The sequence below is a fragment of the Pseudoxanthobacter sp. M-2 genome (assembly GCF_046156265.1).
Classification (GTDB): domain Bacteria; phylum Pseudomonadota; class Alphaproteobacteria; order Rhizobiales; family Segnochrobactraceae; genus CAMDHY01.
In genome coordinates, this window is record NZ_JAWDIR010000010.1 from 36546 (window position 1) to 50830 (window position 14285).

11 protein-coding genes are annotated in these 14285 nt (G+C 65.2%); 6 read left to right on the plus strand and 5 right to left on the minus strand.

Annotation, left to right across the window (positions count from 1 at the left end; translation table 11 throughout):
• The first annotated feature begins 12 nt into the window (after positions 1-12).
• The 4 genes from RUR49_RS05065 to RUR49_RS05080 all read left to right on the plus strand — a co-directional run bounded on the left by RUR49_RS05065 (position 13) and on the right by RUR49_RS05080 (position 4385).
• The gene (locus RUR49_RS05065) at positions 13-2391 is read left to right on the plus strand and encodes a heavy metal translocating P-type ATPase (RefSeq protein ID WP_409145266.1); all 2379 of its coding nucleotides are present in this window, start codon (positions 13-15) and stop codon (positions 2389-2391) included.
• A 29-nt stretch (positions 2392-2420) separates the two neighbouring features.
• The gene (gene lspA, locus RUR49_RS05070; protein WP_409145268.1) at positions 2421-2921 is read left to right on the plus strand and encodes a signal peptidase II; all 501 of its coding nucleotides are present in this window, start codon (positions 2421-2423) and stop codon (positions 2919-2921) included.
• Between the two features lie 172 nt (positions 2922-3093).
• Complete coding sequence (locus RUR49_RS05075) at positions 3094-3645, plus strand: L,D-transpeptidase (RefSeq protein ID WP_409145270.1); 552 nt, start codon at positions 3094-3096, stop codon at positions 3643-3645.
• 14 nt (positions 3646-3659) lie between these two features.
• On the plus strand, positions 3660-4385 hold the full coding sequence (locus RUR49_RS05080) for a tetratricopeptide repeat protein (protein WP_409145272.1): 726 nt from the start codon (positions 3660-3662) through the stop codon (positions 4383-4385).
• A 254-nt stretch (positions 4386-4639) separates the two neighbouring features.
• Here the strand turns inward: RUR49_RS05080 and RUR49_RS05085 are convergent, their stop codons facing one another.
• The 3 genes from RUR49_RS05085 to RUR49_RS05095 all read right to left on the minus strand — a co-directional run bounded on the left by RUR49_RS05085 (position 4640) and on the right by RUR49_RS05095 (position 7607).
• A complete protein-coding gene (locus RUR49_RS05085) occupies positions 4640-5152 on the minus strand; it encodes an SCO family protein (protein ID WP_409145274.1) in 513 nt (170 codons plus the stop codon).
• 233 nt (positions 5153-5385) lie between these two features.
• A complete protein-coding gene (locus RUR49_RS05090; RefSeq protein WP_409145276.1) occupies positions 5386-6591 on the minus strand; it encodes a metal transporter in 1206 nt (401 codons plus the stop codon).
• The gene (locus RUR49_RS05095; protein ID WP_409145285.1) at positions 6588-7607 is read right to left on the minus strand and encodes a multicopper oxidase domain-containing protein; all 1020 of its coding nucleotides are present in this window, start codon (positions 7605-7607) and stop codon (positions 6588-6590) included. Before RUR49_RS05095 ends, RUR49_RS05090 begins: the two co-directional genes overlap by 4 nt.
• Before the next feature lie 270 nt (positions 7608-7877).
• On the opposite strand from RUR49_RS05095, the gene RUR49_RS05100 reads away from it, so the two are divergent.
• Positions 7878-8321, plus strand: coding sequence for a DUF411 domain-containing protein (locus tag RUR49_RS05100; RefSeq protein WP_409145278.1), 444 nt, complete (start codon positions 7878-7880; stop codon positions 8319-8321).
• A gap of 89 nt (positions 8322-8410) precedes the next feature.
• Here the strand turns inward: RUR49_RS05100 and RUR49_RS05105 are convergent, their stop codons facing one another.
• Together RUR49_RS05105 and RUR49_RS05110 are read right to left on the minus strand one after the other, a co-directional pair.
• Positions 8411-11608 (minus strand): multicopper oxidase family protein, encoded by a 3198-nt coding sequence (locus tag RUR49_RS05105; protein ID WP_409145280.1) that lies wholly within the window; start codon positions 11606-11608, stop codon positions 8411-8413.
• A 684-nt stretch (positions 11609-12292) separates the two neighbouring features.
• A complete protein-coding gene (locus RUR49_RS05110) occupies positions 12293-12691 on the minus strand; it encodes a response regulator (RefSeq protein ID WP_409145282.1) in 399 nt (132 codons plus the stop codon).
• 474 nt (positions 12692-13165) lie between these two features.
• Between RUR49_RS05110 and RUR49_RS05115 the strand changes: the two genes are divergently transcribed.
• The coding region (locus tag RUR49_RS05115) for a diguanylate cyclase domain-containing protein (RefSeq protein WP_409145283.1) at positions 13166-14285 on the plus strand (1120 nt) is incomplete at its 3' end.

Below are 14285 nucleotides of genomic sequence, written 5' to 3' on the forward strand. Positions count from 1 at the left end.
GGAGGCAATTCGATGAACGTCAGCGCCCAGCCACGCGAATCTGCGAGCTCACTGCGTTACCGCGTCGACGGTATGGATTGCGCCAGCTGCGCCCTGAAGATCGAAACCGTCGTGCGTCGGATCGATGGGGTCGACGACTTATCCGTAAACGTCACGACCGGCCTGCTGGAAGTGGTCGCGCCCGGGGGGGCCGATCGCGAGGAAATCGCCAACGCGGTGCGCAAGCTCGGCTACGACATCCGTTCGATTTCGGGTCACGCTGCGGCGCCGCCCATAGTGGCCGCCTCGGAGCCCAGCGGCGGCGAAATCGGCAGTCATTACGATCACGCTGGACACGACCACGCCGGACGCGACCACGCTGGACATCAGGGGAGTCGCAACGATCTCGCTCCCAAGGCGGAAAATGCAGTCGTCGCGAAGCCGAAGGCCGATCCGCATGCGGGGCATTTGCACGCTTCCGATCCAGACGAGGGGAACGACGCGAAGCCGTGGTGGCGCAAGGCCAAGGGCCGTCTGGTCATCATGCTCGCCGTGCTGGTCGGTGGCTCGATGCTGTTGGCGCTTGCAGAACCCGGCTACGCCCAGTGGATATTCGCTGCCGCCGCATTGATCGGCGTTGTCCCCTTTGCCTCGCGCGCCGTGACACTCGCCAGGGCTGGCATTCCCTTCTCCATCGAGACGCTGATGTCGATAGCCGTCGTCGGCGCGCTTGCGATCGGCGCGGCGGAGGAAGGTGCCGTCGTCGTATTGCTCTTTGCCGTGGGAGAACTGATCGAGGGAATTGCGGCAGGCAGTGCGCGGTCCGGAATCCGTGCTCTGGCAGCCTTGATGCCGAGTACTGCCCTCATCGAGGAGCTTGGAGCGACGCGCACGGTCGACGTTGGCTCATTGCGACCAGGGCAGGTGCTGGTGGTTCGGCCGGGCGACCGGGTCGCGACCGACGGCGAGATCATCGAGGGCACTTCCGATGTCGATCAGGCTGCGATCACGGGAGAATCGACCCCTGTCAGCCGGGGCCCTGGAGATTCCGTCTTCGCCGGTAGCATCAACGCCAACGCGGTCCTCAAGGTGCGCGTGACGCGCACAATTGCCGACAACACGATCGCCCGCATCATCGAAGAAGTCGAAAACGCCCAGTCCAAGAAGGCGCCGCTCGCTCGCTTTATCGACAATTTCAGCCGCTGGTATACGCCGGGGGCGCTTGCTGCCGCCATCCTCGTCGCCGTCGTCCCACCGCTGCTCTTCGGCGGCGACTGGTCGACCTGGATCTACCGGGCGCTCGCTCTGCTTTTAATCGCCTGCCCATGCGCCCTCGTGCTGTCCACACCAGCAGCCATCGCCTCCGGTATCGCCGCGGCGGCGCGGCGCGGTCTACTGATCAAGAGTGGCGCCGCGCTCGAGGCGCTCGGACATGTCAAGACGGTCGCCTTCGACAAGACCGGGACACTGACCGCCGGCCGGCCCCGGGTTACCGATGTCGTCGCCCTCGTGACGACTGAAGCAGACGTCCTGGCTTTTGCGGCAGCAGTCGAAGTCGGGTCAGCCCACCCGATCGCCAAAGCGATCGTGGACGCGGCGGCGGAGCGCTCCCTTGTGATCTCTGCGGCTACGGGAGCGTCAGCTGATCCGGGGCTGGGCGTCTCGGCGATCGTCGGTGGGCGGCGCCTGTCGGTGCTCTCGCCACGAGCAGCCGCCGAGAGGTTGGCTGGCGAGGCGCGGTCCGTCACCGCCGCAATGGAACAGCAAGGCAAGACGGTCGTGGTGCTAGTCGACGACACCACGGTGCTCGGTCTGATTGCTGTCCGCGACGAGCCGAGAGCGGACGCTGAGGCGGCAATTCGGCAACTGCTGAACCTCGGCGTCCGCTCAGTGATGCTGACGGGCGACAACGCCAGGACGGCACAGGCCATCGCTACGACGCTTGGGCTTGAGGCGAAGGCAGATTTGATGCCTTCTCAGAAGCTCTTGGCGATCGAGGCGATGGCGCTCGACGGCCCCGTCGCGATGGTTGGCGATGGAATAAACGACGCACCCGCACTCGCCGCGGCAAGCGTCGGCATCGCCATGGGGGGCGGCACCGAGGTGGCCTTGACGACCGCCGACGCCGCGCTCCTCGGGGGGCGCGTCGCCGGCGTTGCCGAACTGATCGAGATCTCCCGTGCCACCCTCTTCAACATCCACCAGAACATCGCCATCGCCCTCGGCCTGAAGGCGATCTTCCTGTTCACCAGCCTCGCCGGTGTTACATCCCTCTGGATGGCGATCCTCGCCGACACGGGGGCGACGGTTATCGTCACGGCAAATGCCCTGAGGCTTTTGCGTCGCGGCCGGCCACTGCCCGCGCCCCGCCGAGAGCAACGCGTGGCAGACGGTCCCGATGGCCCTCTTTGACGGTGGCCCGCGCCAGGCCGCTAAGCGTCGTGGCACGCCTCACCGTGCCACTCGGGGCCGCTGCCGGCGTGCTGGCGATCGACCAGGCGACGAAAGCCTTCATCATTGACGTCGTGATGCAACCGGTACGTATCATCACGGTGACGCCGTTCTTTAACCTGAAGCTCGGCTACAACCGCGGGATCAGCTTCGGCCTGTTCGACGGCGTGCTCTCCGGCGTACCATTCAAGCTATCCGTATTATTGCTGATGGTGGCCGCCGCCATCCTATGGGCGGCCACGCAATGTCGCAGCCGGCTCGACCAGATGGCGCTCGGAGCGATCGCCGGGGGCGCCGTCGGAAACGCCTTCGACCGCATGCGCCACGGCGGCGTCACCGACTTTTTGGACTTTCACGCGGGCGGCTGGCACTGGCCGACCTTCAATTTAGCGGATGTCGCAATTTGCATGGGAGCCGGTTTGCTGGCGGCGCGCGCCTTCGCACAGCCCGTAGACACGACCAAGCAAAGCGATCACGACGAGGGACAATAGCCATATGCTCGAAGACACGAAAGGCCACATCACCGCCAGCTCGACCCGGAGACTGGTGCTTATCGCCGCAATTCCGTTAATCCTCGGCGCTTGCACTCAGACGGTCCCACGTGGAGCCGGACCGATACGGCCCCTCCCCGTCCGGCGAGAAGCTGACCCATACTATGCGCAGATGTATGCCTCGGTGCAGGACAGCGGGTTCACTATCCCCGCCATCGACACAACCACCATCGATCAGAGATACCTTCGTCAGGTGGTCGACTATCCGACCCGGCATATTGTCGGCACGATCATTGTCGATCCCGATGCCAAGTTTCTCTATCTCGTCCGGGAGCGCGGCAGCGCCATTCGTTATGGCATCGGCGTCGGCCGTGAAGGTTTCGGCTGGTCCGGGGTGGCAACGATCAGACGAAAGGCAATCTGGCCGACATGGACGCCGCCGGCTGAAATGATTGAGCGCGACCCATCAGTCGCACAGTACGCGAGCGGCATGCCGGGAGGGCTCGACAATCCGCTAGGCGCGCGGGCCCTGTACCTGTACCAAGGAAACCGGGACACCCTGTACCGGCTGCATGGTACAGGTGATCCACGCAGCATCGGCAGGGCGGTATCAAGCGGCTGCGTCCGCTTGCTCAACCATGACATCATCGACCTCCACTCACGGACGCCGATAGGCACCAATGTCCAGGTACTCGGCACCGGGTCGTCGGCGCCAGAGATCTAGGCGAGGGCACCGGCATGCAACCATTCTTCAGAGCTGCGACGGTCGCACTTCTCCTCGTCACGTCCGTTCCTGCTTCCGGCGGTCCATTCGAAGACGGCATCGGAGCGCTCGATTCCGGCGACTACCAGGCTGCCATGGCGGCATTCGAGCAGGATGCCCTCGCGGGGCACGTGCAGGCGATGGTCGAATTGGCGACCCTGTACTTGTCGGGTAGCGTCGGACGAACCGATCGGGTCGCCGCCGCCACCTGGCTCGCCAAGGCGTCGGAAGGCGGCTCCGTCGATGCCCTCTATCTCTACGGGAAGCTGCTGCTCGACGGCATCACCGACGTTCCCGAACCCAAACGGGCTGTGCCCTACCTCAAATCGGCGGCCGAGGCGCGCCATGCGGCAGCGGCCTACGAGCTCGGCCGCATGTCACGCGAGGGCATCGGAGTGCAACGCGACCCCCAGACGGCCGCGCGGTACCTTCGACAGGCCGCGGAAGGCCAAGTCCTCGAAGCCGAACACGCCCTCGGCACCATGCTCGCATTCGGCGAAGGCGTCCCGCAGGACCTCGTTGAGGGGGGGATGTGGATGATGCTGGCAGCTCGCTCCGGAGATGCCGACGTGGCCAGTGACCTCGACCGACTTTTGCCTCTCCTGTCGGCGGAACAGACAGCGGAGATCGAACGGAGGCTACGCGAACATACGGATCCGATGACGCCTGTCATCGGCGGTGACCATGTCCATTCTCAGTGAGTTGTGGGGCGAGCTGACCGGGGCTCCTCACGTTCTGCATGTGCCAATTCCATGGGGACTATGGATGGTCGTCGGATTCCTCGGGACCGCGGCAGTAGCGACGATCATGCGTCTGCTCCGGCGCAAAGCCGAGCAGCAGCCTCCAGCCGAAGGCGACCGCTGACACCTCCGCGCCGGGCCAAATCCTACGGTCGAGAGTGGCACGCGGAACGCCGTGAGCCGAAAAATCCCTCACGCCACCTTCGGCACGCGCATCAGGAAGTGCGGAGCAGGCGACGCAGCTTTTGCAGCTGAATCTCCTCGGATTCGTGAGGGTCGAGGGTCGACACAAAACGTCCGTCGCGCCCCATGAGGTAGACGACTGCCGTGTGATCCATCGTGTAATCTTCGCCCCCCGTCGGGACTTTTCGGTAGAATGCCCGAAAGGTCTTCGCCACGGAGTCAATCTCGGCAAGAGATCCGGTTAGTCCAACGATCCGCGGATCGAACGCCGAAACATACTCTCCCATCACATCGGCCGTGTCTCGCTCGGGATCGACAGTGACGAAGAGGACCGCCAGGGGAGCGGCCTCCGCCCCGAGCGTTTTCAGCCGATCCGTCAGTTCAAACAGCGTTGTCGGACAGATATCGGGACAGTGTGTAAAGCCGAAGAAGACCGCGAAAGGCCGGCCGTGCACGTCCTCATCGGTAAATGCGTTGCCCCGGTGGTCGGTCAGGCTGAACCTGCCGCCGATCTCGACCGCAGCTCCCGTTGGGATCGGAGTCATGCGGTTGACCGACACGATCCCTGTGGCGAGGAGTACGGAGCCCACAGCGGCAATTGCTACAAGCGACCAAAGCCCAATGCGCAGAGCGCGGATCCGACTCACGGTGTCCAGCCCCGCTCGCGTCCGGCAACGATGGCCCGTTCGAACGCATCGAACGCGACGCTCACAGACTGTGCGTTCTCGAAGTCTGTGTTTGCCGTGGACCGCATGCTCTTCGCCTCCATGGCAGAGCCTCAGATTTTTACCAACATCGCAGTGACGAACATGAAGCCGACGCCGGCGGCGAGACCGGCGACCGCAGCCGGCGACACCAGCGCACGCCAGCCGGCGCCCGTCGAGCGGCCGAGGTAGGCAGACACCTCGACGATCACCTGCAGGATGGCGCCGGCGCCGATCGCCAGTGCCAGCGCCGACCATTGCGGCGCGTAGGCGAGGCTGCCGATCCACAGCCCGACCACGGCCGGTCCGCCGGCGAGCAGCGTGAGCGCGGCGAAGCTCCACAGCGGCGGCCGCACCTTCAGGATCGGCGCGGCGATACCGATGCCTTCGGTGATGTTGTGCAGCGTGAAGCCGAGCACCAGGAAGGTGCCGAGTCCAGCCGCCCCGGCGGCGAAGGCGGCCCCGATGGCGAGGCCCTCCCCGAGATTATGCAGGCCGATGCCGAGCGCGATGAAGGTGGCGAGCGCCAGTCCGGTCGGAGCGCCGCGCCGTCGGCCGAGCGCCATCAGCAGCAGGAAGCTCGCCGCCGCCGCCAGCACGACCATCGTCGGCCCCTGGAACAATGCGGCCGCCTCGCCGGCGAGTTCCAGCGCATCCTGGATCGCGTCGACGAGCAGGAAGGCGAGCAGGCCGACCGTCAGCGCGAGCAGGAAGGTCATGCCGCCCTGCCCGACGCCGCGCAGCGCCGGATAGCACATCAGCCCAATGGCGACCGGCAAGAGGCCGACGAACGCCCCGAGCAGCGCCTGCGAGACGAGGCTGGACGACGTCGCCTTGGGCGTCGGCACCGCCACCGCGATCTCGTGCGCGAAGGTCGCGCCGGTACTGGTGACGATGTTGACGGCGTGCGCCTCGCCGAGCACCCAGGGAAACGGCACCGCGATCCAGGCGGTGGCGCCCCGCGCGAGCGGCCCCGGCGGATCCTGGGTGAACTGCCAGTAGGCGTCGTCGACCTGCACCTGGGCGATCACCATCGGCTCAGAGCCGCCGGCCCGCACGAGCACGCGCAAGCCCCCCGGATCGAGGATGGTGCGCTCATAGGTCAGCGCCTCGACCGGCGGCGCGCCGTTGCGGAAGCCGGCGAGCGGATCGGCGGTGACGAGCCAGACGATCGCCAGCGCGAGCACGGCGAGCGGCGCCAGCACCCACAGCAGCATCGCCGGGCGCGGCCGGGCGGCGGCGGCCGGCGGAGGGGTGGCGGCGGGGTCCGAAACTATCATGACGCCACCTTGTCGACGACGTCGAACATGCCGACCCACCCGAGCTCGGTGAACTCCGACTGGTGAGGATGAAACATGTAGAGGCCGGGCTCGTGACCGGCGAACGAGAATTCGAGGATGCCGCGCTGCGCCTGGCACTGCATGATCAGATCAACGATTTTCAGCGTCGGCGTCAACGTCGTGCCCTGGTCGTAATAATCGAAGAAGTTGGCGTGCAGGTGGAACGAGTTTATCGGATCGAATTCCGTGATATTCACGAGGTATATGCGGACCGGCCTGGCGCGATCGATGCGGATCGGTCGTTTCATGTAGGCATGCGCGACGGTATTGACCGCATAGACTTCGTTCTCACCGTCGAAATTGGTGTCGAAGGCGTTCATCATCATGACGAGCTCCTGCCACCCGGCATTCTCCGGGGTTCCGAGCAGGCGGGAGCGGGCGACGTCGGCGTGCTCCGGATGGCGAGTTGGGTCGGGGTCGATGACGAAGGCGCCGTACATGCCCTTGTGGATGTGCCGCTTCAGCGGCAGCGCATGGCAGTGGTAGAGGTGGCAGCCGAACGGCCGCGCATCGAACTCGTAGACGAACTCGTCGCCCGGCCCGATCAGGCCGGCACCCGGGACGCCGTCCATCTTCCACGAATGGATTCCGTGGAAGTGCATCGAGTGCGGGTGCGAACCGTAGTTTTTGAAGACGATGCGCAGGCGGTCACCCTCGGTCGCCCGCAGCGACGGCCCGGGGACACGGCCGTTGTAGGTCCACGCCGGAAACAGGATGCCCGGCGCGATCTCGATCTCCTTGTCTTCTGCCATGATCTCGAAAGTGCGCAGCGTCCGCCCGTCCGCCATCGCCGAGACCGTGCCGACGTCCCAGTCGGTGAGCATCGCAGTCGGGTCGAAGCCGTTGCGGGCGGAGTCCACCTCGCCGACGGTGATCATCGCTCCGTGGGCGCCTAGGTGCGGCGTTCCCTCGACCGCCGTTGGCGCTTGAGTGGCAGCTTTGGTGCCGTGGTCCATCTGCGCAGCGACGGCGCCGATCCCCAAGGTGGTCCCGCTTGCTGCGACCAAGGCCGTCGACAAAACATGCCTGCGGCTCGGCCGATCGACAGGATCCTTGTTCATTGACACTCCGAGGACGGAAAGCTTCAAATGCAACCTATTCGCATTATGAGCTGCATTGCGATGCTCTACAAGGTGCGCCGGCACCTCTTCGCCTTGATTCTGCCCGACGAGCAGCCTCACGCTCCATCGGGCCGTCCGGCCGGTGCTCTTGCTCGAGGTTCAGGAATGTCTCCTTCGATCCGCTGGCTCCTCGCTGCAACCGCAATGCTGGCTCCGATGTCCCTTCAGGCGGCCGAGACCGCACGGGTCTTCAAGACATCCGGCTGTGGCTGCTGTCTCGGTTGGATTCGCCATCTTGAGGAAAACGGCTACACGGTCGAAGCGACGAATTTGGCGATGGGCTCCCTGATGAAGATGAAGCTCGATGCGGGCCTGAAGGTCGGTCAGACCTCCTGCCACTCAGCGATCATTGGGGGTTATTTCATCGAGGGTCACGTTCCCGCCGGAGACATAGCGCGTCTTGTCGCAGAGAAGCCCGATGCCGTCGGTCTGACCGTTCCCGACATGCCACTCGGCTCTCCGGGCATGGATGGCGGAGATGATCGAGAGGCCTACGACGTGTTGTTGGTGCGTCGCGATGGTGCCACCGAGGTATTTGCCCAGCACTGAACAGAACCTGGAAATCGCCGCAGATGGCATGAACGTCTGCCAGAAGGTGCGTTGGCGTGCTTCTGAGAGAATAGTGACGGCGCTCCGTCTCAATCCCCGCCGAGGGCCGCCGGGGCGCCGCCGGCGACCGTCGTGACGTCGCCGAGCTGCACCGGGGCGACGGTATTCGCCGTGGCGTCGGCGCGCCGGAAGCCGAACTTCGCGACCTTCGCCGTCTTGTCCGCCGAGACGCCGCTGACCAGAAGGTCGGCACCGGCCGTCGTGGCGGTGGCGGCGACGCGCACGCCGGCGCCCCCGTCGAACGGCGCGAAGCTCGCGATCTCGCGGAAGGTGGCGCCGCGTCCGTGCTCGACCGGGCTGTGCAGGTAGAGCGAGGGGCCGCCGTCGAGTGACGAGCCGGACGAGAACACCTTCACCGTGCCATCGCCCGCAAGCTGGCCGGTGACGATATTCTGCGCGCCGCCGAACTCGCCGGCCATCCAGCCGGTCGCCAGCGACACGCCGCCCGTGTAGCCGTCGCCGAACGGCTTGAACCTGGAGTTCAGCACCGGGCCGCCGGGGCCGCCGTGTGGCGCTCCGCCGTGCTCGGCTGCCGGAGCGGGCGCGCCCGCCAACGCCTTCAGCAAGGGATAGGCGAACACCCTCACCTCCGCCTCGGTGCCCGCGCCTGGCGCCGTGATGATGCTGTAGCGGCCGGTGGCGAAGTCGACCAAGCCGGTCGTAAGGCTGACGCCCGACGTGTCGCCTTGGTAGGGGGAGAAGGCGGCGAACAGCGGCGGCGCGGTGCCGGTGACGGATGGCAGCGCCGATCCGAACACGCGGACCTCGCTCGGCGCGCCGGGGGGCGAGCCGACGACGATGTTGTCGGCCGAGGTGCCGTCGATCTGCGCGGCGGCGACGCTCAGGCCGCCCGTCGCCGCGGCGTCGAACGGTGCGAAGCGGGCGATCTCGCTCTCGAAGCGCCCGTGCGCGCCCTTGGCGGCGCCGGCATAGACGACCACCTCCGGCGCCCGGCCGGGGCCGGAGCCGACCACGAGGTCGAGCACGCCGTCGTCGTCGACGTCGCCCATCGCAGCGCTCACCGTGCCGGCATAGCCGGGGAACGGCGTCACGGTCGCGATCGGCTCGTCGCCGTCGCCGTCGAACACGCGGACCTCGCTCGCAGCACTGCCCTCGCCGATGCCGGCGATCGCGTAGCTCGACACCGCCGGGATGACGCTGACCAGCATCATCAGCCCGTTGTCCTCGTGGTTGAGGCGGTGGCAGTGCATGACGAACACGCCGGTGTAGTCCTCGAACTTCGTCCTGAGCGACAGGAAGCCCGGCTCGACCACCGCCTCGCCCGACCCCATCGTCGGGGCGGCGACGTTGACGTTGTCGAGGCCGAACATGTCCGGTCCGCTCCGCGTCCCCGTTGTCGGGTCGTAGCTCTCGATCACCTGGAAGTCGTTGACGTGGATGTGGATCGGGTGCTCGTCGTTGTTGTAGTTCTTGAACCGCCACTCCTCGACGGAATCGAGCCGCGGCTGCAGCAGGGGCACGTTCGGGAACGTGCCGCCGTCGAACGAGTAGGTGAACGACTTCGGGTCGTCCTTGCTCGCCAAGCTGTTGAGGAAGCCGCCGTAGATGCCGATCGTGCGGGTGACGTCGGGCGCTTCGTCCGAGACGTCGTCGAACGAGGTGAAGGCGCCGAGCGCCTGCCCTTCGACGAAGGCGGTAGTGGTGCCCTGGCCTTCCGCCGGCTCGGCGCGTAGCAGCGTCTGCGTCGGGAAGCTGAAGAAGCCGTCGAAGTAGCTAATCGCCGTCGGCTCCACCGACAGGTTGCCGAGCACCGCCGGGATCTTGTCGGTACCGGTGTTAGTGTACAGCACGCCCGGCGCGGTCAGCGCCTTGGCGCCGTAGCCGAGCGGCGGCATCTCCAGCACGAGGTCACCCTCCGCCGGCATCGTCACGGCGATGGCGAAGCGGCTCGCCGGCGGAATCTCCAGCCGCGTGCCGTCGTCGGTCGGCGGATAGTGCACCTCCGGGTAGGGATTGCCGTCCTGGCCGACGATGGCGATCTTCGGATGCCGCCCGGTGGCGGTCTCGGTCAGCTTGACGGTGACGTAGGCGAGGTCGGAGATGTTGGCGAGCACCCAAATTTCCGTCTGGCCGGGCTTGGTCTTCAGCACCGGCTGGAACTGGCCATTCACCGTGAACTGCACGTCGCGCTTGTCGTCGGGCAGCGCCGGATCGGGCGGCACGTCCTTGTCGCGGTCGTCGCCAGAGGCGGTGAAGCGCTGCAGATTGCTCGGAATATAGGAGAAGAAGGCGCGCTTGTTCTCGATCGACAGCGGCCCGGCATACCAGACCGTGAAGGCCGACGTGCCGGCTTTCCAGTCCTCGAAGCCCGTCGGCGTGAGCAGCGGCCGGTAGGTCCCCTCCTCGAGCTCGCGGTCCTTCGGCGGCACGATCGTGCTCATCCACATCGGCCAGCTCGGGTTGTTGAGCTCGGCCCGGCCTTCGGCGCGGCCGGCGACGTAGTTGTACTGCAGGGCGATGTTGCGGATCGGAATGTTCCGCTCGGTGACGGCCGGAAGGGCGCCGTCGGTGCGGCCGATCGCCAGCATGCCGGCGAGGCCCATGTAGACTTCCGGCGAGGTCAGCCCGTGCAGATGCGGGTGATACCAATACATGCCTTGCGGCATCGACGTCGGGACGTCGTAGACGAAGGTGTTCGATTTCCCAGACGGAATATGCAGCAGCACGTTATCGGAATTGCCCTTCGGGCTGACGTGCAGGCCGTGGGTGTGCAGGTTGATCGGCGCGGTATCGAGCTGCGGCGGGTAGAGCGGCACGAAGCCGCCGACCGGGGTGTACTGCGGATTGAAGAAGTCGCGGACGGTCAGCCCCGACAGCCCGTTCTCAAGGTGGATGATCAGCTTCTCGCCGGGATACACCTGCAGCGTCGGGGCGGGGTACTGGTTGCTGCCGGTGGTGCTGCCGTCCGACGCCTTGCCGCGGATGAGCTCGTAGTCGAACAGTAGGAAGTTCTTCACCGGCTCGGCGACGGTGTCGAGGAAGGCCTCGCTCTGGCGGGCCGTTAGCCGCACCTCGAGCACGCCGTTCTCCGTCGCGAGCACCACCGGCTCGCGGTAGGGGGGCCGCACAGTGGAATCGGCGGTTGCGGCCGTGGCCTGCGGTGTACAGAGCCGACCGACACATTCGCCGGCCGACTGGGCCCGTGCTCCCGCCACGCCGACGGGCGGCACCATCAGCGCAACTACAGAGCCGAGCGCTGCAAACATTGTGAAGATCCGCGAGAACTTCCTGTGCTCGGCTTCCATTGGATCGGTCCCCCCCGCTGGCGCCGCTGGGCTCATCGGCGCAACCGCGTCCCAACGGGCGCGAACGGCGATTGTCCCACTTCAAGCGACTTGAAGTGCAAGCCTCTGTCGCTACTCCACGGTAGCTAGGCACATGGCGCCTTGGTCGCCGGGGATCGCGACCTTTGCGTTGGACGCTGGGTGAGTATGATGGCGCTCTCGGACCATCCCACGTTGATACACAGCGGCCTGAGGAAGAAGGAAGCCATGCAAAATTTGCCCAGGGGCAATTAATCACAACTTTGGATGCCCCTCGAAGGCTGACGTGGTCTCATGTCAGAACTTCGCGCGTTTGCGAACCTGAGCGAAGGAACCGGAGCAGAAGGTCCGAATGCGGTTTCCGGTCCTCCGCCATTGCGCTGTTCCGAAGCGTCTTTAAGCACTTCCAGCACGGCGAAAACACCAAAGAAAACCAAGGCTTTGCCCCGGTAGGCTGTGGACCGCGCGGCACCGGTCCCGGTCCCATTTGTCTCCGTTTCGGCCGCTTCTCTCCCGAGCTGTGGACTGCGGGGCGCAAGGTACGGAGGTGTAACTCGTTGAAAACTAGGAAATTTCGCAGGCGCGCGCCGGCGTACTTTTCGCTGGCGCAATGGTCGGCGAGCCGGTTCAATCGGGCCCATCAACCTGCTTAGACGTAGCAGACGCGGCATTGAGCGCTGCCGAGAGGGCCACGACAAGCTGGGCGGGTACGAAGGGCTTTGCGATCAGTGCGCTGTTGGGGACGCCTCGGGCAGCCCAGTCATCATAGCTCTGAGCGGTGACGTAGATAACCGGGAGGTTGGGGTTTTGCTCGCGGCCAGCACGAGCGACTGCCCACCCGTCCGCACCGGCGCCCAAATTGATGTCGGTGACGAGCCCCGAAATTGAGGCACCCTCAGTGTGGATGCACTCCATGGCCGCTTTGCCGGTACCCGCCTCAACTACGCGAAACCCCGCCACCCGCATCGCATCGCTCATCTCCATGCGGACGATTGGCTCGTCCTCCACATAGAGGATCGAACCCATTTCACCCTCATCCACAGCTCGCCCCCCATTTCACCTTAAGCGCCAACGCCTCTTACGGCGGACGGTTCCATAGAAGTCCGTGCTTCGGGGTTCTGAATAGTCGTTGAGTATTTCCGCATCGCAATCTCGATGCCCCCCGGACCGAGGCGTTCTGCAGAGAGTCTAGCGTCACCGTGGGGCATAGCGGGCGGCGCTAAGGCACCGCCTCGCCGTTGCTCCGGATTGATTCAGCGCAAGGGGATCTGCTCGTGCTCGGTGTTATGAACGTCAGGCTTGGCGGTTTCGAGTATCGACCTGATTGGCCAAGCGAAGCGTTGGAGCACGGATTGGCAGTCGATCTACTGCCGGCAGAATATCAATAAGCTGGGTAGGGACGACTAAATGGGGGGCAGCCTCTCACGCAGGTACGTCGTCGTCGGGCGACGCGCCGGCCGCTCGCTTGTTAGGACGGTTAGACGATACTACGATAACGTGTTGCAGCATCGTATGCTGCTGCCTGCGATCCTCATCATCGCCTGTCTGGCCGTCCCGACTGGTGTTGGTTGGAACATCCATCTCAGTAGGCAGGCGACTGAACGTGCAGCTCTGAATGTCTCCCAAAACCTGGTTGCTTTGGTTGCACGCGATGTTGAAAACAAAGTCGCAGTCTTCGACATCTATTTACGCGGCCTCGTTGCGACATTTCCCGGCGACGGCCCGCTCGTCTGGTCCCGGTCGCGACAGGAGATAATTCTCGAACTTGCCCGCGAACTCCCGGAACTCGGGGCCATCGTGATCCTCGATCCGGAAGGCCGTCCCGTGGAGGCGATCCCCCCTTTGCAGGCACGAAACGCATTGGCGACAGGCAACCCGCTCCCGGCTTGGTTCACGGAACTGGTCACGGGTCAGAGGCGCGAACTGTACGTCGGCGCACCTGAGCAAAGCCTGACTGGCGACGGGCCGGCAATGGCGCTCAGCCGCCGGATCGAAGGCCCTAACGGCGATTTTCGGGGGGTCGCGATGATCGAGCTGCACATCTCGTTCTTCGATCGCCTCGTCTCCAAGGTGGAACTCGGGCGGGAAGGCGTCATATGGGCCGCGTGGGCCAATCGGACGATCATCATTCGCAGGCCGTCAGTGGGAGACAGGGGCGACACCGGCGTCGACGTTTCGCGTTCGCCCAACTGGAGCTACTTCGCGGCTGCCGGGAGGGGATCGTACACGGCGATCAGCGCCATCGACCGGATCAAAAGGCTCTACGCCTTCGAGCGGATCGATCCTCTGCCCATCAGCATTGCAGTCGGTGAGAGCGTCAGCGAGGTGTTCGCCGAGTGGCGGCTTCGCAGTGCCGTCAGCATCCTGTTGACAGCGGCGCTGTGCTGCGCCCTTCTCGGAGTTGCTATCCTGATCAGACGAGAGGCCATCCAGCGCAATCGCGTTGAGGAGGAACTGCTACTCCAGTCGGAGACGGACACGCTGACCGGCCTCGCCAACCGTCGGCGCTTCGAGAAGACGATCGAGATCGAGATCCGCCGAGCCCAGCGCAACCGCACGCCCGTCTCGGTGCTGATGATTGACGTCGACAAGTTCAAACTGCTGAATGATCGCCTGGGGC